Source organism: Stenotrophomonas sp. Bg11-02 (assembly GCF_002836635.1).
Classification (GTDB): Bacteria; Pseudomonadota; Gammaproteobacteria; order Xanthomonadales; family Xanthomonadaceae; genus Stenotrophomonas; species Stenotrophomonas lacuserhaii.
Window position 1 is genome coordinate 50,558 of record NZ_PJAY01000051.1, and the last position, 25,273, is coordinate 75,830.

The following is a 25,273-nucleotide window of genomic DNA, read 5'->3' on the forward strand; positions in this document are numbered from 1 at the left end:
AATTGTGTACGCGGTCACGTGCCGAAAGTCGTGCCGGAAACGACGGGCATTCAGTTAACATCGCACTTCTTTGTGCCGAGATCTCCACCCATGACGTCAGCTTCAAGTACGCGCGACCCCTGGATATGGGGCCTGTCGGCCGCCCTGCTGGCGGCAACCGCTGCGCTTGAACTGGTTGTCCCGCTTGGGTATGCGGTCTGGCTGGCGTACTTCCTGGCGATTGGCGTGACGGTGTTCCAGCGCCATGCCGGGCTGCCGCTGGTGGTCGCCGTGGCCGCCTGTGTGTTCCTGGCGGTGGGCTACAACATTGCGCCTGCGAGTACCAATTCAGCTTTTTCATACGTCAACCGCAGCATTGGCGGATTCGCCTTCCTGATGATCGGATTGATCGTCAACCGCGCAATCCAGGCGCGCCGTGAGGCGGCCGAGGCGCTGTGGCTGCAGGAGAGTGAAAACGTCGTGGCGATGAGCCTGCGCGGCGACCTGGGGCCGGAAAAGATCGCCGAGGCGGCGATGACCACCCTGGCCGAGCAGCTGAAAGCGCAGACCGCGGTGATGTACCGCATCGAGAACCATCAGCTGTTGCTGACCGGCGGCGTTGCGTTGCCGGCCACCGTCCCGCAGTCGCTGGGCCTGAACGAAGGGCAGCTGGGCGAGGTGATCCGGGAAGGCAAGGTGCGTCATCTGCAGGAAGGCGAAGGCAGCGTGCTGCAGATCAGCAGCAGCCTGGGCAGCACCTCGTTGCGCGAACGCGTGCTGGCGCCGATCTTCAGTGATGACCAGATCGTGGGCGTGGTGGAACTGGGCCGCATCCGCGCGGGCCGTGCGCCGCAGCTGGACCGTGAGCTGCTGCAGCGCTGCGCCGACACCATCGGCATCGCGCTGCGCGCGGCCGTGTTGCGCGCGCGGCTGGCCGAACTGCTGGAAGAATCCCAGCGCCAGAGCGAAGAGCTGCAGGCCCAGCAGGAAGAGCTGCGGGTGGCCAACGAAGAACTGGAAGAACAGAGCCGCAGCCTGCTGCATTCGCAGACCAACCTGGAGCAGCAGCAGGCCGAGATGGAGCAGACCAACGTGCAGCTGGAAGAGCGCACGCATGAGCTGGAAGGCCAGAAGCAGGCGCTGCTGGTGGCGCAGGCGCAGCTGGTGCGCAATTCCAATGAGCTGTCGGCCGCTTCGCGCTACAAGTCCGAATTCCTGGCCAACATGTCGCACGAGCTGCGCACCCCGCTCAACAGCTCGCTGATCCTGGCCAAGCTGCTGTCGGACAATCGCGATGGCACGCTCAGCGACGAGCAGGTCAAGTACGCGCAGGCCATCCTGTCGTCCAACAACGACCTGCTGGCGCTGATCAATGACATCCTGGATCTGGCCCGCATCGAGGCCGGTCATGTGGAACTGGCCGATGAGATCGTCGTCGTCGAAGGCGCCCTGCAGCGCCTGCGCGAGACCTTCGAGCCGCTGGCGCGGGAGAAGGGCCTGGCGCTGGAGATCGTCGCCGACACCGGCGCGCCCAGCCAGTTCACCGCCGACAGTCAGCGCCTGCAGCAGATCCTGAAGAACCTGCTGGCCAACGCCGTGAAGTTCACCGAACACGGCACGGTCAGCCTGCAGGTGCAGGCCGCCGGCCGCGACCGCGTGCGTTTCGTGGTGCGCGACAGCGGCATCGGCATTGCCGCCGAACAGCTGGACGCCATCTTCGAGGCCTTCCGCCAGGCAGATGGCAGCACCCGCCGCCGCTACGGTGGCACCGGCCTGGGGCTGTCGATTTCGCGTGACCTGGCCACCCGGATGGGCGGTGACATCCGCGTGGAAAGCGAGCCGGGCCGCGGCAGCACCTTCATCGTGGAACTGCCCTTGAGCGGGGCGCCGGAACAGCCCGACGCGCCGGCCACGCTGGGCAGCGCGCATGCGCCTCAGCCGATGGTCGCCTCGGCACCGCCACCTTCACCGGCGCGCGCAGGGTCCAGTGCCGGCTCGCCGGCGGTGCGCAGCGAAGCGGTTTCGCCGTCGTTGGGCGCCTGGAAGACGGCCGTGGCCCACGGCGCCAGCGCCCAGCGTAGTGAGCGCCTGATCCTGGCAGTGGAAGATGACGCCGCCTTCGCCGAAGCGCTGGTCACGCTGGCACGCGAACTCGATTTCGACTGCGTGGTGGCCACCACCGCCGAGGAAGCCTTGTCGCTGGCGCGCGAGCTGCGCCCCAGTGGCGTGCTGCTGGACATCGGGCTGCCCGACGTGTCCGGCCTGAGCGTGCTCGAACGCCTGAAGCGTGACCCGCTGACCCGCCACATCCCCGTGCACGTGGTATCGGGCATGGAGCGCAGCCAGCTGGCGATGGAACTGGGTGCCATCGGTTACGTGATCAAGCCGGCCACGCGGGAGCGACTGGTCGAGGCGATCCAGCACCTGGAAAAGACCAGCCAGCGCGACGTGCGCCGCCTGCTGATCGTCGAAGATGACACCGAACTGCGCGGCAACCTGGAACTGCTGCTGGGCCGGGAACAGCTGGAAATCACCGCCGTCGGCACCCTCGCCGAAGCCGTGCAGCAGCTCAGCAGCGCGACCTTCGACTGCATGGTGACCGACCTGGCGTTGCCCGATGGCAGCGGTTACGACCTGCTGGAATTCATGGCCGGCAGCGAGGATGTCAGCTTCCCGCCGGTGATCGTCTACACCGGCCGCGCGCTGGGCCGCGAAGAAGAACAGCGCCTGCGCCGGTATTCCAAGAGCATCATCATCAAGGGCGCACGCTCGCCAGAGCGCCTGCTCGATGAAGTCACCCTGTTCCTGCACAGCGTGGAAGCCAACCTGCCCAGCGACCAGCAGCGCCTGCTGCGCGAAGCGCGTCGCCGCGATTCGGTGCTGGATGGGCGCACCGTGCTGCTGGCCGAAGACGATGTGCGCAACATCTTCGCCCTGTCCAGCGTGCTCGAGCCGCTGGGGGTGAAGCTGGAGATCGCCCGCAACGGTCGCGAAGCCGTTGATCGCCTGGCCAGCATGGAAGTGGACCTGGTGCTGATGGACATCATGATGCCGGAGATGGATGGCCTGACCGCGATGCGCGAGATCCGCAGCCAGCGCCAGCACAAGGACCTGCCGATCATCGCGCTGACCGCCAAGGCCATGCCCGACGACCGCGAGCGCTGCCTGCAGGCCGGTGCCAACGACTACATCGCCAAGCCCATCGACGTCGACAAGCTGGTGTCGCTGTGCCGGGTGTGGTGCTCGCGGCAATGAACGAGCAGGAGCTGTTCGACCTGGAACTGAAGGTGCTGGTGGAGGCGATCTACCAGCGCTACCACTACGATTTCCGCAACTATGCGGTGTCCTCGCTGCGGCGTCGGATGCACCAGGCGATGCAGCGTTACGAATGTGCGCGCCTGTCGGATCTGCAGCACCGGCTGCTGCATGAGCCGGAGCTGTTCACCCAGGCGATGCAGTTCTTCACCGTGCAGGTGTCGGAGATGTTCCGTGACCCGGCCTACTTCCTGGCGCTGCGCGAGCATGCCGTGCCGGTGCTGAAGACCTATCCGTCGATCAAGCTGTGGGTGGCCGGCTGCAGCACCGGCGAGGAAGTCTGGTCGCTGGCGATCCTGCTGCAGGAAGAGGGGCTGCTGGACCGCAGCATCATCTACGCCACCGACATCAATCCGGCCGCGCTGGCCGCAGCTGAATCGGGCACCTATGGCATCGACCGCATCGCCCAGTTCAGCCGCAACTACCTACAGGCCGGCGGCCAGGGGTCGCTGTCGGACTACTACACCACCGGCTACGACGGTGCGGTGTTCGATCGTCGCCTGCGTCGCAACGTGGTGTTCGCCGACCACAGCCTGGCCACCGATACGGTGTTCTCCGAAGTGCACCTGGTGTCCTGCCGCAACGTGCTGATCTACTTCAACCGGCCGCTGCAGGACCGCGCCGTCGGCCTGTTCCGCGAAGCCCTGGTCCATCGCGGCTTCCTTGGCCTGGGCAGCAAGGAATCGCTGCAGTTCGGCGAGCACGGCAATGCCTTTGAAGCCGCTGCGCGCGAACAGCGCCTGTACCGGAAGGCGGCCTGATGGACGGTCCGGTCCCGCGCGTGTTGGTGATCGGTGCTTCGGCAGGCGGCGTTTCGGCGCTGCAGCGCGTGCTGGGCGCGTTGCCGGCGGCGTTGCCGTGCCCGGCGCTGGTGGTGCTGCACATACCGCGTGACCGCCCCAGCCGGATCGCCGAACTGCTCGATCCGGGTTCGGCGCTGCGGGTGCGCGAGGCCGAGGACAAGCAGCCGCTGGAGGTGGGCACGGTGACCTTCGCCCCGCCGGATTACCACATGCTGGTGGAAGACGAAGCCTCCATCGCGCTGTCGCTGGATGAGGCTGTGTTGTTCTCGCGCCCGGCCATCGACCCGTTGTTCGAATCGGCCGCGGCGGTGTTTGGTGCCGATGTCCTGGCGATCCTGCTGACCGGGGCCAGCAGCGATGGCAGCGAAGGCGTGGCTGCCGTGCGCCAGGCCGGTGGCAAGGCCTGGCTGCAATGCCCTGAAGATGCCGAGGCGTCGATGATGCCTGCCTCGGCCCTGCAGCGTGCCGGCGCCGATGCGGTGCTCACGCTGGATGAACTATGCGAATGCCTGAAGGAATTGAAATGAACCTGCTTGCTCCCGCGCCGGTGGAAGACGCGGCGCCGGTCAACATACTGATCGTTGATGACGTGCCGCAGAACCTGGTGGCGATGGAAGCGCTGCTGCGTCGTGATGGCCTGCGCATCCTCTGCGCTGCCTCCGGCAACGAGGCGCTGGAACTGCTGCTGGAACACGAAGTCGCGCTGGCCCTGCTGGACGTGCAGATGCCGGAGATGGATGGCTTCGCCCTGGCCGAACTGATGCGCGGTTCGGCACGCAGCCGCGACGTGCCGATCATCTTCCTGACCGCCTCGCCGCAGGATCCGGTGCGTGCCTTCAAGGGTTATGAAAGCGGTGCGGTGGATTTCCTGCACAAGCCGATCGAGCCACAGATCATCCTCGGCAAGCTCGGCGTGTTCATCGAGCTCTACCAGCAGAAGCGCCTGTTGAAGTCGCGCAACGAAGCGCTGGAGCGCGCGCTGACGCTCAACGAAACCATGATGGCCGTGCTCACCCACGACCTGCGCACGCCGCTTTCGGCGATCCTGCTGTGCGCGGACAAACTGTCACTGGACATCCCGGCCGATGCCAGCGCGCAGCAGACCCTGCGACACCTGGAGACCAGCACGCTGCGCATGGCGCGCATGGTCGACCAGCTGCTCGACTTCTCGCGCATCCGCTCCGGCGGGCTGCGCCTGGAGCGCACCCCGTGCAATGCGGCCACCGTGATCGATGCGGTGGTGCAGGAAGTGGAGCAGGGCAACGCGACGGCGGCAATCGAAGTCGTCGCGGTGGGCGATGCGCGCATGCAGGGCGACCCGGACCGGCTGGCCCAGGTGGCCTCCAACCTGATCGGCAATGCGCTGCTGCATGGCGGGCAGGCCCCCATCCAGGTGCATGTGGATGGCGAGGACCCGGCCCAGGTGGTGCTGCGCGTGCGTAACCGCGGGCAGATCGGTGAAAGCCTGCTGCCGCGCCTGTTTGAACCGTTCAAGGCCAGCTTCCACGCCAGCAAGGGACTCGGCCTGGGCCTGTTCATCGCCGACCAGTTCGTGCGTGCGCACGGCGGCCAGCTGCAGGCCCGCAACGAAGCGCAGGACGTGGTATTCGAAGCCCGGCTGCCGCGCCGGGCCTGACCCGGCCGGCATTGCGCGTCCGTCGCCGCGGCGGCAGACTCCTGCCATGCACGCGCCGCGCTTCCATGTCCGCAGTTACGGTGACACCCAGGGCGGCGATCGCCACGCTTATGCGCAGTGGGTACTGCCGCTGCAGGGTGAGCTGGAGTTCGAGCTCGACGGCCACGCTGCGCGGCTGGATGCGCTGCAGGGCGTGTTCGTGGCACCCGGCGAGCACCATGACCAGGTCGGACAGGGCCGCAACCAGCACCTGATCATCGACTGCGATGCCGCCTGGTTCGACGATCACACCCTCGAGCACCTGCGCGGACAGCGCTGGCTGTCGCTGCCACGGGTGTTGCGCGCCTCCCTGCAGGCGTTGCCAGCCACAAGCGGCGGCGAGCAGTTGCTGCCGCTGCTGCTGCAGGCGTTCGCGCCCGATGGCAGCGGTGCACGCCTGCAGGCCCTGTGCGCGCGCATGCAGGCCGCCCCCGGCGACGCCTGGCCGGTGGAGCGCATGGCCCGGCTGGCAGGCCTCAGCAGCAGCCACCTGCATGCCCGCTTCGTCCGCGAGCTGGGGCTGCCGCCGCAGGCCTGGTTGAGTGCATTGCGGCTGCGCTGGGCCCGTCATCTGCTGCGCAGCACCCCGCTGCCGATCAGCACGGTCGCGCAGCGGGCGGGTTACTCCGAACAGAGCGCGCTGACCCGTGCGTTGCGCCGCGAAACCGGACGCACCCCGTCGATGTGGCGGCGGCAGTCACCGTAGGCCGGGTCAAGACGCGCGTGGCCGGGGCGCACTAGACTTCGCGCCTGTCTGCTGCAGGTGTGTGCGATGAATCGTTCGATGGGCGTGGGGATCGGCAACGGCGTGATGGCCGGTGCGCTGTGGGGTGTGGTGTTCCTGGCGCCTGCGGTGCTGCTGGCGTTTGATGCCCTGCAGCTTTCGGCCGGCCGCTACCTCATCTACGGGCTGGTGGCGCTGTTGCTGCTGGCGCCGCGCTGGAAGCGGCTGGCACCGCAGCTCGGCATGGCCGAATGGCGCGGACTGGTGTGGCTCAGCCTGGCGGGTAACCTGGTGTATTTCCTGCTGCTGGCCACGGCGGTGCAGTGGGCCGGCGGTGCCGCCGCTTCGCTGATCGTCGGCCTGATTCCGGTGGTGGTGACCCTGGTCGCGGTGCGCGAAGAGGGCGCGGTGCAGCTGCGCCAGCTGGCGCCGGCGCTGCTGCTGTGCCTGCTGGGCGTGGCGCTGGTGGGCTACGAAGCGGTGGTGTCCGAACATGTGCAGACGCCTTGGCGGCAGCGCGTGCTCGGGTTGCTGTGTGCGTTCGGGGCGCTGCTCTCCTGGGCGGCCTATTCGGTGGGCAACAGCCGCTGGCTGGCCCGGCGCCCGGATCTTTCCGCGCACGATTGGTCGCTGCTCACCGGCGTGGTCACCGGTGCGCTGGCGCTGCTGCTGGTGCCCTCGGCGTTCGTGTTCAACAGTGCGGTGCACGCGCCCAGCCAATGGGGGTTGTTCTGGGCAGTCAGCGCCGGCGTGGCGGTGATCGCCTCGCTGCTCGGCAATGCCTGCTGGAACCGCGCCAGCCGCCTGCTGCCGCTGACCCTGACCGGACAGATGATCGTGTTCGAGACCCTGTTCGCGCTGCTGTACGGCTTTGCCTGGCAACGCCGCTGGCCGACCCTGCTGGAAACAATGGCGATCGGTTGCCTGGTGGCAGGCGTGTTGTGGTGCGCGCACGCACACCGCGCACCGCCGGCTATCGCCGAACATGCCGGATGAAGGCCGGCGGAGCCTGCATGGTCTCCGATGCAACCTTTTTCGACGACGTTGGCCGCTGATCAGGGGGTGCGGTTTTTGCACTGCAACACTTGACAGCGGCTTGCCCTGCGGTGTTTTCTAGCGTCATGGTCCTTGCCGCCGCCCCCTTCGCTCCGCTCCTTGCCGCTTCTGCGGCAGGCAGCCGTGCGCGTTCGACGGCCGGCACCACCACCATTACCACCATTACCACCACCACCCGCAGGGTGCGGTCCGTCGTCTTCGCGTAACTCACGAAAACCACGGCCCCGCACCGAACCAGGTGGCGGGGAAACCTTCCACTGGCGCGATGCGGGGCCTCCCACCGAGGTCACCATGTCCATTGCCGCTGCTGCACCGTCCGCCGATTCCGCTCCGCTACGTTCCGCCGCGCAACCGCGCGTGGTGGTGCACAAGTTCGGCGGCACCTCCGTCGCCGATGCCGACTGCTACCGCCACGTCGCGCGACTGCTGCAGGCGCGTCCGGAAGCGCTGCAGGTCACCGTGGTGTCGGCCATGAAAGGCGTGACCGATGCGCTGATCGCGCTGGCGCGGTTGGCCGCGGCCGGTGACGCGCAATGGCGCGAACACTGGCATGACCTGCGCGCCCGCCATCGCGGCGCGGCGGCGTCGCTGCTTGGCGAACACGCCGGCGCCAGCGTGGAATGGCTCGATGCCCGTTTCGATGAGCTCGCCGAACTGCTGGCCGCGCTGGCGGTGATCGGTGGCCTGCCCGAGGAAGTGCTCGATCGCGTGCAGGGCTTGGGTGAAGTCTGTTCGGCGCACCTTCTGGGCCAGCATTTCCTGGCCAGCGGCGAGCCGTGCGCGGTGCTGGATGCGCGCGAGGTGCTGGTGGTCGAGCACGGCGAGCTGGGCGTCAACGTCGATTGGGAAACCAGCGCACAGCGCCTCCACGCGTGGCGACAGGCGAACGTGCAGCAGCGCGTCGTGGCCACCGGCTTCATCGCACGCGACCGCCAGGACCGCATCACCACCCTCGGCCGCAACGGCAGTGATTACTCCGGGGCGATCTTCGCGGCGCTGTTCAATGCCGATGAGCTGCAGATCTGGACCGACGTCGATGGTGTGCTGTCGGCTGATCCGCGGCTGGTGCCCGAAGCGGTGCAGCTCGAGGCGCTGAGCTACGACGAGGCCTGCGAACTGGCCTATTTCGGCGCCAAGGTGGTGCATCCGCAGACCATGTCCCCGGCCATCCAGCGCGGCCTGCCGATCCTGATCCGCAATACCTTCCAACCCGAGCATCCCGGTACCCGCATCAGCGCGGAGCGCTCGGTGCGTGGACCGATCAAGGGCCTGACCCTGAGCGCGGAACTGGCCGTGCTGAACCTGGAAGGCACCGGCCTGATCGGCGTGCCGGGCACGGCCGAGCGGGTGTTCTCCGCACTGCGCCAGGCGCATGTGTCGGTGGTGATGATCTCGCAGGGCTCGTCCGAACACTCCATCTGCTGCGTGGTCCGCGGCAACGAATCCGAACGCGGTCGTGACGCGTTGCTGCAGGCCTTCGCGCATGAGCTGGCGGTCGGCCAGGTGCAGCGCGTGCAGCTGCGTGGCGGGGTCAGCGTGCTGGCGGCGGTAGGCGACGGCATGGCCGGCCAGCCCGGCGTGGCGGCGCGCCTGTTCGAATCGCTGGGCAGGGCGCAGGTCAACATCCTGGCCATCGCGCAGGGTTCGTCCGAGCGCAATATTTCAGTGGCGGTGGACAGCGGCGATGCCACCCGTGCGCTGCGCGCGGCACATGCCGGATTCTGGCTGTCGCCGCAGACCTTCGCGGTCGGGGTGATCGGGCCGGGCAATGTCGGCGCGGCATTGCTGGACCAGCTGCAGGCCGCGCAGCCGCAGCTGCTGGGCAAGGCCAACATCGACCTGCGGCTGCGCGCGGTGGCGTCCCGACGCGGCATGCACCTGGCCCCGCGTGCGTTGCAGGGGCCGTGGCGTGCCGCGCTGGCAGACGCACCCGGCGCCAGCGACCTGGACGCGTTCACCGCGCACCTGTTGTCAGCGCACCTGCCACATGCGGTGGTCATCGACTGCAGCGGCAGTGCCGAGGTCGCCGGGCGCTACGAAGGCTGGCTGGCGGCGGGCATCCATGTGGTGACGCCGAACAAACAGGCCGGCTCCGGGCCGCTGGCGCGTTACCAATCGATCCGCGCTGCGGCGGCGGCCAGCGGGGCGTGCTTCCGTTACGAGGCCACCGTCGGCGCCGGCCTGCCGGTGATCACCACGCTGCGCGACCTGGTCGATACCGGCGATGAAGTGCTGTCCATCGAAGGCATCTTCTCCGGCACCCTGGCGTGGCTGTTCAACCGCTTCGACGGCAGCCAGCCGTTCTCCGCATTGGTAGAGCAGGCACGGGGCATGGGCTATACCGAACCGGACCCGCGCGATGACCTGTCCGGCATCGACGTGGCCCGCAAGCTGGTGATCCTGGCGCGCGAAGCCGGACGCGAGCTGAGCCTGGAGCAGGTGCAGGTGGAAAGCCTGGTCCCCGAGGCGCTGCGTACCGGCAGCGTGGACGATTTCATGCAGCGCCTGGGCGATAACGATGAGGCGCTGCTGCAACGCCTGCAGCAGGCGCGCGCACGCGGCGCCGTGCTGCGTTACGTCGCCGCGCTGTCAGCGCAGGGCGCATCGGTCGGGCTGGTGGAAGTGCCGGTGGACCATGCCTTCGCCAACCTGAAACTGACCGACAACGTGGTGCAGTTCCGCACCCGGCGTTACTGCGACAACCCGCTGGTCGTGCAAGGGCCGGGCGCGGGTCCTGAAGTCACCGCGGCCGGCGTGTTCGCCGATCTGCTGCGGGTGGCCGCGGGCGAGGGAGCGCGCCTGTGATCGCACGTGCATTCGCACCGGCCTCGGTGGGCAATGTCGGGGTAGGCTTCGACATCCTTGGCCATGCCATCGCCGGTGTCGGTGACACGGTGACGGTGCGCCGCATCGCCGAGCGCGAGGTGCGCATCGAGGCCATCCACGGGGCCGACGTGCCGTTGCCACGGGAGGCTGCGTTGAACACTGCCGGTGCATCGCTGCTGGCGCTGCAACAAGCGCTGGAGCTGCCGTTCGGCTTCGCCGTGGAGATCGACAAGGGCATTCCGCTGGGATCGGGCATGGGCGGCTCGGCGGCCTCGTGCGTGGCCGCGCTGGTGGCCGCCAACGCACTGCTGGACAACCCGCTGGACCGCCACGCGCTGTATCGCTTCGCGCTGGAAGGCGAACTGGTAGCCAGCGGCGGCCGCCATGGTGACAACCTCGGCCCGATGCTGCTGGGTGGGCTGGTGCTCAGCACCGCCGACCGGCTGGTGCCGATCCCGGTGCCGGCGCGCTGGCACAGCCTGCTGGTGCACCCGGATGCGGTGCTGGAAACGCGCCGCGCACGCGCCGCGTTGCAGGGCAGCTATGCGTTGGGCGATTTCGTGGCGCAGAGCGCCAACCTGGCGCTGGTGCTGGCCGGCTGCCACCAGGGCGATGCCGCGCTGGTACGTGCCGGCCTGCGTGACGTGCTGGTCGAGCCGCGCCGCGCGCCGTTGATCATCGGCTTTGATGCCGCGCGTGATGCCGCGCTGGCGGCCGGTGCGATGGGTGCCAGCATTTCCGGCGCCGGCCCCAGTGTGTTCGCCTGGTTCGAAGACCAGGCCAGTGCCGAAGCCGCTGCCGCGCCGGTGCAGGCGGCCTTCTCTGCGGCCGGCTTCGACAGCCAGGCATGGGTGTCTTCGCTGGCAGCGCCGGCGGCGGTGCTGCTGTGAACTCTTCTTCCTTACAGGATCGTTCGATGCGCTTTGTCTCTACCCGCGGCCAGTCCCCTGCCGTTTCGCTGAGTGCGGCGATCGCCGCCGGGCTGGCTCCGGATGGCGGCCTGTACGTGCCCGAACGGCTGCCCGCGCCGCGCGAATGGGTGGCCACGCCGAGCCTGGCGCAGACCGCCGCGCAGGTGCTGGCACCGTTCTTCGAAGGCGATCCGCTGGCCGACGCGCTGCCGGCGATCTGCACCGAAGCCTTTGATTTCCCGGTACCGCTGCGCCCGCTGCCGCGCCGGGGCGACCATGTGCTGGAGCTGTTCCATGGGCCCACGGCGGCCTTCAAGGATGTCGGTGCGCGCTTCCTCGCCGCCACCCTGGCACGCCTGCGCAATGGCGAGTCGAAGCCGCTGACGATCGTGGTAGCCACCTCCGGTGATACCGGTGCGGCGGTGGCGGCGGCCTTCCACGGCCAGCCGGGTCTGCGTGTGGTGGTGCTGTATCCCGATGGCCGGGTGTCGCCGCGGCAGGCGCACCAGCTGGGCTGTTTCGGCGACAACATCCAGGCCTTCCGCGTTGCCGGTTCGTTCGATGACTGCCAGGCGCTGGTCAAGCGGGCGCTCGGCGATGGCGAACTGCAGGCCATCGTGCCGCTCAGCTCGGCCAACAGCATCAGCCTGGGCCGGTTGCTGCCGCAGATGAGTTACTACGCCCACGCCGCGCTCCAGCATCAGCAGGCGGGCAGGGCAGCGCTGAACCTGGTGATCCCGACCGGCAACCTGGGCAATGCGATGGCCGCGATCCTGGCCCGGGCGATCGGCCTGCCGATCGGGCGCATCGCGCTGGCAACCAATGCCAACGATGTGCTGCCGCGCTACTTCGCCGGCGCTGACTACCAGCCCGCACACAGCGTGGCCACCACTGCCAACGCCATGGATGTCGGCGCGCCGAGCAACTTCGAACGGCTGCACTGGCTGTTCAATGGCGATGACGCGGCGCTGCGCCAGGCCTTCACCGCAGAGGCAGTGGATGACGTGGCGATCCGCGCGACCATCGCCAGCGCGCATGCCGGGAGTGGCGAAGTGTTCTGCCCGCACACCGCCACTGCGGTCACCGTGCTCAACACGCTGCGCGCCAGGGGAGCCAAGGGGGACTGGGCGGTGGTGGCGACCGCGCACCCGGCCAAGTTCGAATCAGTGGTGGAACCGTTGATCGGCCAGGCGCTGGCAGTGCCGCCGGCGCTGGATGCGCTGCTGCGCAGGCCGGCACATGCCGAGCCGCTGGCGGCCGACTACGCGGCATTCCGTGCGGTGCTGCAGGCCGGCGTCCCGATGCCCTGACGAGAGGCCGCCGAGCATGGCTCGGCGCTACCAGGGCGTGGCGCAGGCACGTCGAGCGTGGTGCGGTAGCGCCGACCCATGGTCGGCGAGCGCGCAGCGCGGCCTGTGTCGAGCGTGGTGCGGTAGCGCCGACCCATGGTCGGCGAGCGCGCAGCGCGGCCTGTGTCCGGCTGCACGCCAGCTGTCCGGCTGCCCGCGTGGAGCGCCTTACCCGCTCGCCAGCGTCCGCAGCGCCGGTTCGTCCAGCAGCTCCACCACGTTGAGATGGGGCAGGGCGATCAACGCCTGCTGGCGCAAGCGGGTGAAGGTGCGGCTGACCGTTTCCATGGTCAACCCGAGATGGTCGGCGATGTCGCCGCGGCCCATCGGCAGGGTGACCCGCAGCGGATCACCGCCCAGCCGTGCCTCGCGCTCGGCCAGCCGCAGCAGGAAGTCGGCCACCTTTTCGGTGGGTTGCAGGCGGGCCAATGACAGTGCGGCATCCTGCGCATCATCCAGCGCCTGGCAGGCGCGCTGCAGCAGCTTCCGTTCCAGATGCGGATAGCGGCTGCGCAGCTCGCGCATGTGCGCCACCGATACCCGGCAGACCCGGCTGTCGGCGATGGCTTCCACGTCGTGGCGATGGAGGTCGCTGCTGCTCAGGCCCAGGTAATCGCCGGGCAGCACGAAGCCGGTGATCTGGCGGCGGCCGTCGGACAGCGTGCGCACCAGTCGCAATGCGCCGTGGGTCAAGGTATAGACATGCTGGCGCGGCTCACCACTACGGGCCAGGGTCGCGCCCATGGCGACCTGTTGGGACACGGTCACCGCTTCCAGTGCCTGCCCTTCTTCGGGCGACAGCGCCGAACACACGGCCAGGTGGCGCACCGAACAGTGGGTGCAGTCCAGCGTGGTACAGCCGGCGGGGGCGGGATCAGGACGCGACATGGCGTGGGGACGAGGCGCGCAGCAGGGAAGCGCTCATGATACGCCATGTGGCCCGGTTGGCCTGGCGTGGGCGCGGCAGGCGGCTCAACCGCTACACTATCCGCCCTTGTCCTTCCCCCGTTTTTCGCAGGAGCCCCACGTGATCAAGCCCCGTACCCCGCCCGGCATCATGGAACTGCTGCCGCGCGAGCAGATTGCGTTCCAGCGCATGCTGGACGTCATCCGCCGCAACTACGAGCGGTTCGGGTTCCTGCCGGTGGAAACCCCGGTGTTCGAGCTGTCCGACGTGCTGCTGACCAAGTCCGGCGGCGAGACCGAGCGCCAGGTGTATTTCGTGCAGTCCACCGGTGCGCTGGCCAATGCTGCGCAGGCCGGTGATAGCTCCCTGCCGGAACTGGCGCTGCGCTTCGACCTGACCGTGCCGCTGGCCCGCTACGTGGCCGAACACGAGCACGACCTTACCTTCCCGTTCCGTCGTTACCAGATGCAGCGCGTGTACCGTGGCGAGCGCGCCCAGCGCGGCCGATTCCGCGAGTTCTACCAGTGCGATATCGATGTGATCGGCAAGGATGCACTGAGCATCCGTTACGACGCCGAAGTACTGGCGGTGATCCATGCGGTGTGCTCGGAACTGCGCATCGGCGATTTCGCGGTGCAGCTGAACAACCGCAAGCTGCTGCGTGGTTTCTTCGAAACCCTCGGCGTGGCCGAAGGCGAGCGCCAGCTGGCGGTACTGCGCGAAGTGGACAAGCTGGACAAGCGCGGCCCTGACTACGTACGCGAAACGCTGGTGGGCGAAGGTTTTGAGATCCCGGCCGAGCAGGTCGAGCGGATCCTTGCCTTCGTCGCGGTCCGCTCCAGCAGCCATGCCGACGCGTTGGCGCAGCTGGACGCGCTGTTGGCTGATCCGGCCGCCAGCGAGACGCTCAAGGTGGGCGTGGCCGAACTGCGCGAAGTGCTGGAGCTGGTCAAGGCGCTGGGCGTGCCGGAAACCGCGTACTGCCTGAATTTCTCCATCGCGCGCGGCCTGGATTACTACACCGGCACCGTGTACGAAACCACGCTGACCGACCACCCGCAGATCGGCTCGATCTGCTCCGGCGGCCGCTACGAAGATCTGGCCAGCCACTACAGCAAGTCCAAGCTGCCGGGCGTGGGCATTTCCATCGGTCTGACCCGCCTGTTCTGGCAGCTGCGCGAAGCCGGCCTGATCGCCGGGATCGAAGACAGCAGCGTGCACGCGCTGGTGGCGCTGATGGACGACGCCAGCCTGGCGCAGTCGCTGGACATCGCGCGCCGCCTGCGCGTCGGTGGTATCAACGCCGAAGTTCAGATGGAGCCGAAGAAGATCGGCAAGCAGTTCCAGTACGCGGCCAAGGCCGGGATCCGCTTCGTGGTGCTGGCGGGCGAGGATGAGCTGGCCCGTGGCGTGGTGGCGGTCAAGGACCTGCTGCGCGAGCAGCAGTTCGAGGTCTCCCGCGAGGATCTGGCCAGCACCCTGCAGGTGGAACTGGAGCAGGCCAAGGTCATGCCGTGAGGCGGTTGGGAGCGGCGGCAACGCTGCTGCTCCTGCTGACCGCATGCCGCACCGATCCTGCGCTGCATGGCCAGCGGATCGGTCCGGGCCAGTACCGGCTGACGGCCGACCGCTGCCATGTGCTCGACCGGGAGCAGCTGCAGCGTGACCTGCGCGGGTTGGCCGCGCAGAAGTGCCCGGGCGGGGCAGGGGAGCTGGAGGCCATCCAGTCCGTCCCGAGCCGCCAGGGCAGCCTGTTCGGCGAGTGCCTGCGCAGCGGCGCCCTGCGCGCCGAGGTAAGGTGCCGGTAGGTTACGACCGCCGTTGCTCGCTACGCCCTTCATCACCCGATACCCCAGACAAACGCCCGCTCAGCGGGCGTTTTTCGTTCGCGCCCCTGAACCAACCCGGTCCGGGCAGCAAGCCGGTTTGACCCCGCGCCCCTGTTTGCGCTAATGTAATAGCACGCTATTACATTGATACGATGAAACTCCGTCCCGCACCCCGAGAAAAAGACGCCCAGGCCGATCTGGCCTGCCTGGCTGCGGCCTTCGCCGCGCTGTCCAGCGCCGAACAGGTCACCGCCTTCCTGCGCGACCTGTGCACGCCGGCCGAGCTGGAGGCGCTGTCGGACCGCTGGAAGGTGGTGCCGCTGCTGCAGCAGGGCGTGCCGTATCGCGAAATCCATGAACTGACCGGCGTCAGCGTTACCACCACCGGGCGCGTGGCGCGTTCGCTGGAGCATGGCCATGGCGGCTACGCAGCCGCCATTGCTGTCACCGCCACGCCTACGCCCCCCGAATCCGAGTAAGAGAGCCTCCCCCATGAGTGCAACCCAGAACGCCCCGGCCCGTGACCGGCTGCGCATCGCCATCCAGAAGAACGGGCGGCTGGCCGAGCCGGCGCGCAGCCTGCTCACTGCCTGCGGGCTGAGCTGGCGGCAGAGCCGCGACAAGCTGTTCTGCTACGGCGAATCACTGCCGGTTGACCTGCTGCTGGTCCGCGACGACGACATCCCGGGGCTTATCGCCGATGGCGTCTGCGACTTCGGCATCGTCGGCCGCAACGAGCTGGACGAGCAGGGCGCTGCCCGCCGCCGGATCGGCCTGCCGGACGCCTACCAGGCGCTGCGTGGCCTGAATTTCGGGCAGTGCCGGTTGATGCTGGCGGTGCCCGAAGAGTGGCAATGGACCGGCGTTGATCAGCTGGCCGGCAAGCGCATCGCTACCAGCTACCCGGCGATCCTGGCCGACTGGCTGGCCGCGCGCGGCGTGGATGCGCAGGTAGTGGAGCTGTCCGGGTCGGTGGAAATCGCGCCGCGTCTGGGCACCGCCGAGCTGATCTGCGATCTGGTATCCAGCGGCGCCACCCTGGCCGCCAACCAGCTCAAGCCGGTGGAAACCCTGCTGGAAAGCGAAGCGGTGCTGGCCGGCCCGGTAAAAACCCCCGACGACGCCCGCGCCGGCCTGATGGCGATGCTGCTGCGGCGGCTGGATGGCGTGGTCAAGGTGCGCGACAGCAAGCTGCTGATGTTCCGCGCCGCCCTGGACCGCGTGTCCGAACTGACCCGCCTGCTGCCCGATGCCGACCCGCTGGTGCAGCTGCCCGACGACGGCGGCCACCTGCGTCTGCAGACCATGTGCCACGGCGCTTTGACCTGGCAGCGGCTGGAAGACCTGGAGCGCGCAGGCGCCCAGGGCCTGATGGTATTGAGCGTGGAGCGGTCGCTGGCATGAATCGTCTGAACTGGTCGGAACTCAATGAACTGGCCCGCGCCGAGGCCTTGCAGCGCCCCGTGCAGGCCGTCGCCGCGCAGACCCGCGAAGCGGTGGCCGCGCTGATCGCGCAGGTACGTGCCGACGGCGATGAGGCCCTGCGCGGGATCACCGCACGCTTTGATCGGGTGCAGCTGGATGACATCGAAGTGACCGCCGCCGAGTTCGAGGCGGCCGAGCAGGCCGTGGCCGCCGACCTGCGCGCGGCGATGGAAGACGCCGCTGCGCGCATCCGGCGTTTCCACGAAGCCGGCATGAGCCAGGGCTATGCGGTGGAAACCGCGCCGGGCGTGCACTGCGAGCGGATGATCCGGCCGATTGGCCGGGTCGGTCTCTACGTGCCGGCGGGCAGCGCGCCGCTGCCCTCCACCGCACTGATGCTGGGCGTGCCAGCGGCGTTGGCAGGCTGCCCGCAGGTGGTGCTGTGCACGCCGCCGCGCGCCGATGGCAGTGCCGACCCCGCTGTCCTGGTGGCCGCGCGCCTGACCGGCGTGCAGCGCGTTTTCAAGCTGGGTGGCGCGCAGGCGATCGCCGCGATGGCCTATGGCACGGCCAGCGTGCCGGCCTGCGACAAGCTGTTCGGCCCGGGCAACGCCTTCGTGACCGAAGCCAAACAACAAGTAGCGCAGGACGGCAGCGTGGCCATCGACATGCCGGCCGGTCCGTCCGAGGTGCTGGTGATCGCCGATGCCGGCGCCAACCCCGCCTTCATCGCCGCCGATCTGCTGTCCCAGGCCGAACACGGCCCGGATTCGCAGGTGCTGCTGTTGACCGACGATGCCGCGCTGTTGCAGGCGGTGGAAGCCGAAGTGGAGCGCCAGGTGGCGCTGCTGCCGCGCCAAGCCATCGCACGCCAGGCACTGGGCGCGTCGCGCCTGATCCAGGTCGATCGCCTGCAGGACGCGTTCGATATCAGCAACCGCTATGCGCCGGAACACCTGATCCTGGCGCTGCGCGACCCGCGCGCCTGGCTGGGCCAGGTGCAGGCGGCCGGCTCGGTGTTCCTCGGCGATTACACCCCCGAAGCGCTCGGTGACTACTGCAGCGGCACCAACCACGTGCTGCCCACCGCCGGTGCGGCGCGGGCCTGGAGCGGGGTCAGCGTGGCCAGCTTCCAGAACACCATCAGCGTGCAGAGCGCCAGCGCGGAGGGCATTGCCGCCATCGGCGGTTGCGCGCGCATCCTGGCCAGCGCCGAAGGCCTGGACGCGCACGAACGTGCGGTCGCGCTGCGCATGGAGGCGGTGGCATGAGCGCGAGCGTGCAGGACGTGCTGGCGCTGCTGCGACCGGACCTGCAGTCCTTCGCCGGCTACAGCTCGGCGCGCAGCACGGCGCTGCAGGGCGATGTGTGGCTGAACGCGAACGAATCGGCATGGGCCAATCCGGCCGATGCCAGTGGCAGCAGCCGGCGCTACCCGGATCCGCAGCCGCCCGCCTTGCTGCAGGCGCTGGCGGGGCTGTACGACGTCGGCCCGCAGCAGCTGCTGGTCGGGCGCGGCAGCGATGAAGCCATCGATCTGCTGGTGCGCGCGTTCTGCCGCCCCGGCGTGGATGCGGTGCTGGCCACGCCGCCGGTGTTCGGCATGTACGCAGTGTGCGCGCGGCTGCAGGGCGCACCGCTGCTGGAGGTCCCGCTGGTGGAGGGCCGCGACGGCCTGCAGGTCGACATCGACGCGGTGATCGCCGCCGCACGCGGCCAGGGCGCGCGGCTGGTGTTCCTGTGTTCGCCCTCCAACCCGGCGGGCAGCGAGATCAGCAGCGCGGACATCATCCGCACCGCGCAGGCGCTGCTGGGCCAGGCCATCGTGGTGGTGGACGAGGCCTACATCGAATACAGCAGCCAGCCCTCGGCCACGACGCTGCTTGCCGCACACCCCAATCTTGCCGTGCTGCGCACGCTGTCCAAGGCGCATGCGCTGGCCGCCGCGCGCGTGGGCAGCCTGATCGCCGCGCCGGAAATCATCGCCGCGCTGCGCCGCTGCCAGGCGCCGTATCCGGTGCCGCAACCGTGTGCCGAACTGGCACTGGCGGCACTGCAGCCAGCCGCGCTGGCGGCCACCCGCGCCCGTATCGACGAAGTCGTGCAGGAGCGGGCGCGGCTGTCCAGCGCACTGGCGGCCGTGTCCGGCGTACGCCAGGTGTATCCCTCGGCCGGCAACTATCTGCTGGTCCGCTTCGACGACGCGCAGGGTGCGTTCGACGCGCTGCTGGCCGCCGGCGTGGTGGTGCGTGACCAGCGCGCTGCACCACGACTCGGCGATGCGCTGCGCATCAGCATCGGCAGCACCGACGAAAACCAACGCGTGCTTGCCGCGCTCTCGGCCTGGAGGGCCGCTGCATGACCCCCATCCTGTTCATCGACCGCGACGGCACCTTGATCGAAGAGCCCGCCGACCACCAGATCGACGCGTATGAAAAACTGCGCTTCGTGCGCGACGTCATTCCCGCGCTGATCAAGCTGCGTGACGCGGGCTGGCAATTCGTCATCGTCAGCAACCAGGACGGCCTGGGCAGCGAGAGCTACCCGCAGGCGATCTTCGATGCGCCGCATGCGCTGATGATGCACGTGTTCGAAAGCCAGGGCATCGAGTTCCGTGACGTGCTGATCGACGCCAGTTGGCCGCATGAGAACCTGCCCACGCGCAAGCCGGGTATCGGGCTGATGACCGCCTACCTGCAGGACCGCAGCATCGACTGGGCGCGTTCGGCGATGGTGGGCGACCGCCCGACCGACATCCAGTTCGCGCAGAACCTCAACATCCGCGGCTTCCAGCTGCGTACCGAAGAATTCGGCGGCGAGTGGGACTGGCCGGCCATCGCCCACGCGTTGGCCGATGCGCCGCGCACCGCAGTGGTACAGCGCAACACCAAGGAAACACGCATCCGCGTCGAACTCGACCTTGATGCCCAGGCCGAGCCGCGGATCCACACCGGCCTGCCGTTCTTCGATCACATGCTGGAACAGATCGGCAAGCATGGCGGCATCTCCGTGCGCATCCAGGCCGAGGGTGACCTGCACATCGACGAACACCACACCATCGAAGACACCGGGCTGGCGCTGGGCCAGGCGCTGCGTGAAGCGCTGGGAGACAAACGCGGCATCGGCCGCTACGGTTTCACCCTGCCGATGGACGAGACCCTGGCCAGCGCCGCGCTGGATTTCAGCGGCCGTCCGTACTTCGTGTTCGATGGCGAGTTCAAGCGCGAGCGCGTCGGCGACCTGCCCACCGAACTGGTGCCGCATTTCTTCCGCTCGCTGTGCGATGCGGCCGGGTTGAACCTCAACCTGCAGGTGCGCGGTGACAACGACCACCACAAGGTGGAAGCCTGCTTCAAGGCGCTGGCGCGCGCGCTGCGCACCGCCGTGGCGCGGCAGGGCACCGAGCTGCCCAGCACCAAGGGGGCGCTGTGACCGAAGTCGCCTTGATCGATGCCGGCGGTGCCAACCTCGGCTCGGTGCGCTACGCGCTGGAGCGGCTGGGCGCGCAGGTCCGCCTGGTGCGCGATGCCGACGGACTGCGCGAGGCGCGGCGGGTGATCCTGCCCGGCGTCGGTGCGGCGGTGCCGGCCATGCAGCGCCTGCACGCGCAGGGCCTGTTCGAGCCGCTGCGCCAGCTGGAGGTGCCGCTGCTGGGCATCTGCCTGGGCATGCAGCTGCTGTTCGAGCGTTCCGAAGAAGGCGGTGGCGTGCAGACGCTGGGGCTGATTCCCGGCACCGTGCGCAAGCTCGTACCGGCCACCGGCATCCGCGTGCCGCACATGGGCTGGAACCGCCTGTTGCCGCTGCGCGGGTCGCCGCTGCTGCGCGATATCCCCGAACGCGCCAGCGCCTATTTCGTGCACAGCTATGCCGCCCCGTTGAACGCGCACACCGTGGCCGCCTGCGACCATGGCGGGCTGTTCAGTGCGGTGGTCGAACATGGCCGCTACTTCGGTGCGCAGTACCACCCCGAACGCTCCGGTGACACCGGCGCCTTGCTGTTGCGCAACTTCCTGCAGGACACCGCCGAATGAGCTTCATCGTCTATCCCGCCCTTGATATCCGCGAAGGCCGCGTGGTGCGCCTGCGCCAAGGCGACTACGCCCAGGAAACCCGCTACGGCGACGATCCGCTGCCGCGCGCGCAGGCCTTCGCCGGGCAGGGTGCACAGTGGATGCACCTGGTCGACCTGGATGCCGCCCGCGCCGGCGGCTATACGCTCGCGCCACTGCTGGCGCAGATCCGCCAGCAGGCCGGCCTGCACGTGCAGACCGGTGGCGGCGTGCGCGGTCGCGCGGACCTCGAGCGCATCCTGCAGGCCGGTGCCAGCCGGGTGGTAATCGGGTCGCTGGCCGTGCGCGAGCCGGATGCGGTGATCGGCTGGCTGGCCGAGTTCGGGCCCGAGCGCATCACCATCGCGCTGGATGCCCGCCAGGACGACGACGGCCAGTGGCAGTTGCCGATCCACGGCTGGACGGAAAACGCCGGCATCACCCTGGACGTGCTAGCCCAGCGCTATGCCGCGGCGGGCATGCGCCACCTGCTGTGCACCGACATCGCCCGCGACGGCATGCTGGCCGGCCCCAATCTGGACCTGTACCGCCACCTGGCCGGGCTGCTGCCGGGCGTGGCGATCCAGGCCTCCGGCGGCATCCGCGACGTGGCCGACGTGGCTGCTTCGCGCGCTGCCGGCTGCAGTGGCGCCGTACTTGGCAAAGCCCTGCTGGAACAGCGGATGGACCTGGCCGAGGCACTGGCATGTTGAGCCGGCGCATCATTCCCTGCCTGGACGTACGCGATGGCCGCGTGGTCAAGGGCGTGCGCTTCCGCGACCACGTGGACATGGGCGATATCGCCGAACTGGCGCTGCGCTACCGCGACCAGGGGGCCGATGAGCTGGTGTTCTATGACATCGGCGCCAGCCCGGATGGCCGCAGCGTGGACGTGGCATGGATCGAACGCATCGCACGGCTGATCGACATCCCGTTCTGCGTGGCCGGTGGCATCAGTGACGTGGAAACCGCGCGCCGCGTGCTGCATGCCGGCGCCGACAAGATCTCGATCAACTCGCCCGCGCTGGGCCGCCCGGAGCTGATCACCGAACTGGCCGAGGCGTTCGGCGTGCAGTGCGTGGTGGTGGGCATCGACTCGGTGCGCGAAGCCGATGGCCAGTGGCGCGTGCGCCGTTTCACCGGCGACCCGTCCAAGACCCAGGCCGTGGCCGTGCGTACGCTGGACTGGGTGCGCGAAGTGCAGCAGCGCGGCGCCGGGGAGATCGTACTGAACTGCATGGACAGTGACGGCGTACGCCGCGGCTACGATGTGGAGCAGCTGCGCCATGCGCGTGCGGCCTGCCACGTGCCGCTGATCGCCTCCGGCGGGGCGGGCACGCCCGATCATTTCGCCCAGGTCTTCGACCAGGCCGATGTCGATGGTGCCCTGGCTGCCAGCGTGTTCCACAGCGGCGCCATCGCCATTCCAGAACTGAAGCGCTATCTGCGCGAGCACCAGATCGAGGTACGTGATGTCTATTGAAGTCTTGCCGGGTCTGCCGGCGCTGGAAAGCCTTGACTGGAGCAAGGGCGATGGCCTGTTGCCGGCGGTAGTGCAGGATGCCGACAGCCTGCAGGTGCTGATGCTGGGCTATGTAAGTGCGGAGTCCCTGCAGGTGACGTTGCAGACCGGCCACATGACCTTCTTCAGCCGCAGCAGGCAGCGCCTGTGGACCAAGGGCGAGCAGTCCGGCAACGTGCTGGCGGTGCAGTCGATCGCGGTGGATTGCGATGCCGATACGCTGCTGGTGCGGGCACGCCCGGCCGGGCCGATCTGCCACACCGGCGCAGAGAGCTGTTTCCCTCAGGCGCCGAAGGATTTCATCGGCCAGCTCGACCAGCTGGTGGCCACGCGCGAGGCGCAGCGCCCGGCCGGCAGCTACACAACCTCGCTGTTCGACGGTGGCATCCGCCGTATCGCGCAGAAGGTCGGCGAGGAAGGCGTGGAGACCGCGCTGGCGGCGGTGGTGCAGGGCGACGACGAACTGCTGGGCGAAGCCTCGGACCTGGTGTTCCACCTGCTGGTGCTGCTGCGCGCGCGCGGCCTGGGCCTGCAGGACGTGCGCACGCTGCTGGAATCACGCCACCGCTGAGCCGGGCGGTGACGTGGCTTATCTGGCGGGCAGGTAGCGTGGGCGCTGTTCGTACCATTCGCGGGCACCGGCCAGGTGCCACTGCCGCTGTTTGCCATCCAGCTCCACAGCGGCACCCAGCACGCCCCAGCGCAGGTAGAGGTCGCCGCGTTTGCCGGCCTTGCCCAGGTCCAGCCGGCCGCGTAGCGAAAGCCGCGCGTTTTCTGCCTGCAGGTCGTCCACCACCCACTGGCCATGGCGAAGCCGCAGTTGGCCGCTGGCCTGCACCTGCCCGGAATCGACCAGCCCCAGCACCCAGCGCGGGTAGCTGCTGCGCTCGCCGAAGGCATCCAGCAGCGGGCCGGCATCACGCAGGGTGATATCGGCCACCGCATCGGCGCCCAGCGGGGCCGCAGCTGCCAGGTGCCCGCTGCGCACCGCCACCTCGCCCCACCAGCCGGCGTCTTTCGAGTCGGCCACGCGCACGTCCTGCAGGCGCACCGTGGTGCCGCCCAGGTCGAACTGTTTCTGGCTGAAATCGGCGCGCCGAACGCGGGCTTTGAGCAGCGCATTGCCGCGCATCGCCACTCCCGCTACCTGCATGCGCGCATTCTGGCCGCTCAGGTCGGCCCGGCCGGTACCGATGCGGCCGGTGGCGTCCAGTTCCACGTCCCCGCTGATCAGCCCGGTGCCGCCCAGCAGCTTCACCTGTTCGTTGCCCAGGTAGCGGTTGTAGCGGGTCAGGTCCGGCACCTGCGCGTTGTTGAAACGCAGCCGCGCACGCACGCCTTCCTTCAGTTGCTGCAGGCGGGCATCGCCGCTTAGTTCCAATACCAACGCGCGCCCGTCGAACAGCACCTGCGACGGCGCATCGGATGGGGCGGCGCGGAACTGGTCAATGTCCACCTGCATGTGCACCTGCGGCGTGCGGCCCTCGACAATCCGGCCCTGCGCCCGCGCATCGCCCTGCATCCGTACGCCGGCCACCTCCGCGATGGCGGCCACGTTGGGAATCTCCGCGGTGCTGCCGGCTGCCAGCTGGCCATCGACCAGCGTCACGTCGGCCCGCAACAGGCCGCCGCCGTCCAGCCGGAACCATGGCTTGCGCACGATCAAATCAGAGATCCAGTTCAGCGAATCAAACGTCCACGCCGCCTTCAACTGCCCGGACGTGCGCGGCAGCAGCCCGGACATTGCGTGGAAGGGGATTTCGCGCCCGGCGATGTGCAGGTCGGCATCCAGTTCACTGCCGCTGGCCTCATCGCGGGGCAGCCGCGCCTGCAGCCTGATGTCATCGGCCACGTCCAGCTGCAGCGCCAGCAGTCCACGGTCCTTGGCATGTTCGCCGGCGTGCACCGGCAGGCGCCACACTACATGGCCGCCGGGCCGCAACGTGCCATGGTCCATCGCCAGCTGGCCCTGCAGGCGGGCCGTGGAGGGCACCGTGCCTACCGTGGCACGGGCACCGGCGGTGTCGATGCGTACGGCCTGGCTGCGCCCGTCGATGGCCAGCTCAGCGGTCAGGATGCCGAGCTTGCGCAGCCCCGGCGCGTCGTCGCGGTAGTGGCGCGGGAAGCTGGCCCGCGCTTCGATGTGCGCCTGGTCCAGCAGGGTGGTGCCATCCCAGCTGATCCGCGCATCGTCGAAGGTGGCGTTCGAATCGAACAGTTCGGACGGGCCGCCCTTCATCTGCTTCAGGAAGCCCACCGTGGCGCTGGCCTTGCCGGAGATCAACAGCTTGCCGAACTGGCCGCTGCGGATGCTGTCGCTGTGGATCGCATCCATCCGCACCGTCCAGCCACGATTGCCGCGCGGCGGCGGCGGGATCGCTTTTTCCACGCGTTCAACCACCGCGCGGACGCCGACCGCATCCACGCGCGGGATGTGGATCTCACGGCGTACCAGCGCCGGCAGCGAGATGAATGCACTGGCCCGTTCGGCGCTGAAGACGTAGACGGTGCGGTTGGCCTGGCCGCGCACGTGCACGTTCCACAGCACCGCATGGCCCGGTATCAGGGTCAGCGCCGGCCCGTTGCGCAGCTGGAATTTCTCCGGCTTGCGGTTGGTCAGCATGTCGAACAACGGCGTGTTGAGAAACACATTGCCAGCGATCAGGTACAGCAGGTAAAGCGCCAGCAGTATGGCCAACAGGATGCGCACCGGGCGCGGCCAGCGCCGCAATCGCTGCAGGCGCTCGGGAATCAGGGACATGGCGGGGCGCAGTTGGAAAGAATGCCGCCACTATCGGCAGTGGCGGCGCGCCATGGCGTGAAGGCGTGGCGGGTGCAGGGCTCAGCGACGGCGGTAATACGCCCGCACCGGCCCGTGATCGACGCTCCGGCGTGGCGCG

Annotated in this window: 22 protein-coding genes; 20 read left to right on the forward strand and 2 right to left on the reverse strand. The window is 68.8% G+C overall.

Going from position 1 to position 25,273, the window contains the following annotated elements; all coding sequences use genetic code 11:
- Positions 1-90 precede the first annotated feature (90 nt).
- From CXG43_RS05740 to thrC, 9 genes are all read left to right on the forward strand, one after another.
- The gene (locus CXG43_RS05740) at positions 91-3,234 is read left to right on the forward strand and encodes a response regulator (RefSeq protein WP_101099078.1); all 3,144 of its coding nucleotides are present in this window, start codon (positions 91-93) and stop codon (positions 3,232-3,234) included.
- Positions 3,231-4,055 (forward strand): protein-glutamate O-methyltransferase CheR, encoded by an 825-nt coding sequence (locus CXG43_RS05745; RefSeq protein ID WP_101099079.1) that lies wholly within the window; start codon positions 3,231-3,233, stop codon positions 4,053-4,055. The genes CXG43_RS05740 and CXG43_RS05745 overlap by 4 nt, the downstream gene beginning before the upstream one ends.
- Positions 4,055-4,624: a chemotaxis protein CheB gene (locus tag CXG43_RS05750; protein WP_101099080.1), complete on the forward strand. Its 570-nt coding sequence runs from the start codon at positions 4,055-4,057 to the stop codon at positions 4,622-4,624. Before CXG43_RS05745 ends, CXG43_RS05750 begins: the two co-directional genes overlap by 1 nt.
- On the forward strand, positions 4,621-5,733 hold the full coding sequence (locus CXG43_RS05755; RefSeq protein WP_101099081.1) for a hybrid sensor histidine kinase/response regulator: 1,113 nt from the start codon (positions 4,621-4,623) through the stop codon (positions 5,731-5,733). Before CXG43_RS05750 ends, CXG43_RS05755 begins: the two co-directional genes overlap by 4 nt.
- Positions 5,734-5,779: 46 nt before the next feature.
- Positions 5,780-6,478 (forward strand): AraC family transcriptional regulator, encoded by a 699-nt coding sequence (locus tag CXG43_RS05760; RefSeq protein ID WP_101099082.1) that lies wholly within the window; start codon positions 5,780-5,782, stop codon positions 6,476-6,478.
- Between the two features lie 66 nt (positions 6,479-6,544).
- The gene (locus CXG43_RS05765; RefSeq protein WP_101099083.1) at positions 6,545-7,492 is read left to right on the forward strand and encodes a DMT family transporter; all 948 of its coding nucleotides are present in this window, start codon (positions 6,545-6,547) and stop codon (positions 7,490-7,492) included.
- A 351-nt stretch (positions 7,493-7,843) separates the two neighbouring features.
- Positions 7,844-10,357, forward strand: coding sequence for a bifunctional aspartate kinase/homoserine dehydrogenase I (gene thrA, locus CXG43_RS05770; RefSeq protein WP_101099084.1), 2,514 nt, complete (start codon positions 7,844-7,846; stop codon positions 10,355-10,357).
- On the forward strand, positions 10,354-11,268 hold the full coding sequence (locus CXG43_RS05775; RefSeq protein ID WP_101099085.1) for a homoserine kinase: 915 nt from the start codon (positions 10,354-10,356) through the stop codon (positions 11,266-11,268). Before thrA ends, CXG43_RS05775 begins: the two co-directional genes overlap by 4 nt.
- 26 nt (positions 11,269-11,294) lie before the next feature.
- Positions 11,295-12,599: a threonine synthase gene (gene thrC / locus CXG43_RS05780; protein WP_101099086.1), complete on the forward strand. Its 1,305-nt coding sequence runs from the start codon at positions 11,295-11,297 to the stop codon at positions 12,597-12,599.
- A 207-nt stretch (positions 12,600-12,806) separates the two neighbouring features.
- Here the strand turns inward: thrC and CXG43_RS05785 are convergent, their stop codons facing one another.
- A complete protein-coding gene (locus tag CXG43_RS05785; protein WP_101099087.1) occupies positions 12,807-13,526 on the reverse strand; it encodes a helix-turn-helix domain-containing protein in 720 nt (239 codons plus the stop codon).
- Between the two features lie 139 nt (positions 13,527-13,665).
- On the opposite strand from CXG43_RS05785, the gene hisS reads away from it, so the two are divergent.
- The 11 genes from hisS to hisIE all read left to right on the forward strand — a co-directional run bounded on the left by hisS (position 13,666) and on the right by hisIE (position 22,944).
- Positions 13,666-15,063 carry a histidine--tRNA ligase gene (gene hisS / locus CXG43_RS05790; RefSeq protein ID WP_101099088.1) on the forward strand — a complete coding sequence of 466 codons (1,398 nt, stop codon included), beginning with the start codon at positions 13,666-13,668 and terminating at the stop codon, positions 15,061-15,063.
- Positions 15,060-15,353 (forward strand): hypothetical protein, encoded by a 294-nt coding sequence (locus CXG43_RS05795; RefSeq protein ID WP_232767634.1) that lies wholly within the window; start codon positions 15,060-15,062, stop codon positions 15,351-15,353. Before hisS ends, CXG43_RS05795 begins: the two co-directional genes overlap by 4 nt.
- A gap of 173 nt (positions 15,354-15,526) precedes the next feature.
- A complete protein-coding gene (locus CXG43_RS05800; RefSeq protein ID WP_101099089.1) occupies positions 15,527-15,853 on the forward strand; it encodes a YerC/YecD family TrpR-related protein in 327 nt (108 codons plus the stop codon).
- A 13-nt stretch (positions 15,854-15,866) separates the two neighbouring features.
- Positions 15,867-16,778 carry an ATP phosphoribosyltransferase gene (gene hisG / locus CXG43_RS05805; protein WP_101099090.1) on the forward strand — a complete coding sequence of 304 codons (912 nt, stop codon included), beginning with the start codon at positions 15,867-15,869 and terminating at the stop codon, positions 16,776-16,778.
- Positions 16,775-18,070 carry a histidinol dehydrogenase gene (gene hisD, locus CXG43_RS05810; protein WP_101099091.1) on the forward strand — a complete coding sequence of 432 codons (1,296 nt, stop codon included), beginning with the start codon at positions 16,775-16,777 and terminating at the stop codon, positions 18,068-18,070. The genes hisG and hisD overlap by 4 nt, the downstream gene beginning before the upstream one ends.
- A complete protein-coding gene (gene hisC, locus CXG43_RS05815; RefSeq protein WP_101099092.1) occupies positions 18,067-19,161 on the forward strand; it encodes a histidinol-phosphate transaminase in 1,095 nt (364 codons plus the stop codon). The genes hisD and hisC overlap by 4 nt, the downstream gene beginning before the upstream one ends.
- On the forward strand, positions 19,158-20,231 hold the full coding sequence (hisB, locus tag CXG43_RS05820) for a bifunctional histidinol-phosphatase/imidazoleglycerol-phosphate dehydratase HisB (protein ID WP_101099093.1): 1,074 nt from the start codon (positions 19,158-19,160) through the stop codon (positions 20,229-20,231). Before hisC ends, hisB begins: the two co-directional genes overlap by 4 nt.
- Positions 20,228-20,833, forward strand: coding sequence for an imidazole glycerol phosphate synthase subunit HisH (gene hisH / locus CXG43_RS05825; RefSeq protein WP_101099094.1), 606 nt, complete (start codon positions 20,228-20,230; stop codon positions 20,831-20,833). The genes hisB and hisH overlap by 4 nt, the downstream gene beginning before the upstream one ends.
- Positions 20,830-21,564 carry a 1-(5-phosphoribosyl)-5-[(5-phosphoribosylamino)methylideneamino]imidazole-4-carboxamide isomerase gene (gene hisA, locus CXG43_RS05830; RefSeq protein ID WP_101099095.1) on the forward strand — a complete coding sequence of 245 codons (735 nt, stop codon included), beginning with the start codon at positions 20,830-20,832 and terminating at the stop codon, positions 21,562-21,564. The genes hisH and hisA overlap by 4 nt, the downstream gene beginning before the upstream one ends.
- On the forward strand, positions 21,558-22,334 hold the full coding sequence (hisF, locus tag CXG43_RS05835) for an imidazole glycerol phosphate synthase subunit HisF (protein WP_101099096.1): 777 nt from the start codon (positions 21,558-21,560) through the stop codon (positions 22,332-22,334). The genes hisA and hisF overlap by 7 nt, the downstream gene beginning before the upstream one ends.
- On the forward strand, positions 22,324-22,944 hold the full coding sequence (gene hisIE, locus CXG43_RS05840; RefSeq protein ID WP_101099097.1) for a bifunctional phosphoribosyl-AMP cyclohydrolase/phosphoribosyl-ATP diphosphatase HisIE: 621 nt from the start codon (positions 22,324-22,326) through the stop codon (positions 22,942-22,944). Before hisF ends, hisIE begins: the two co-directional genes overlap by 11 nt.
- A gap of 18 nt (positions 22,945-22,962) precedes the next feature.
- Here hisIE and CXG43_RS05845 read toward each other — a convergent pair whose 3' ends face one another.
- Complete coding sequence (locus CXG43_RS05845; protein ID WP_101099098.1) at positions 22,963-25,134, reverse strand: hypothetical protein; 2,172 nt, start codon at positions 25,132-25,134, stop codon at positions 22,963-22,965.
- Positions 25,135-25,273: the final 139 nt, after the last annotated feature.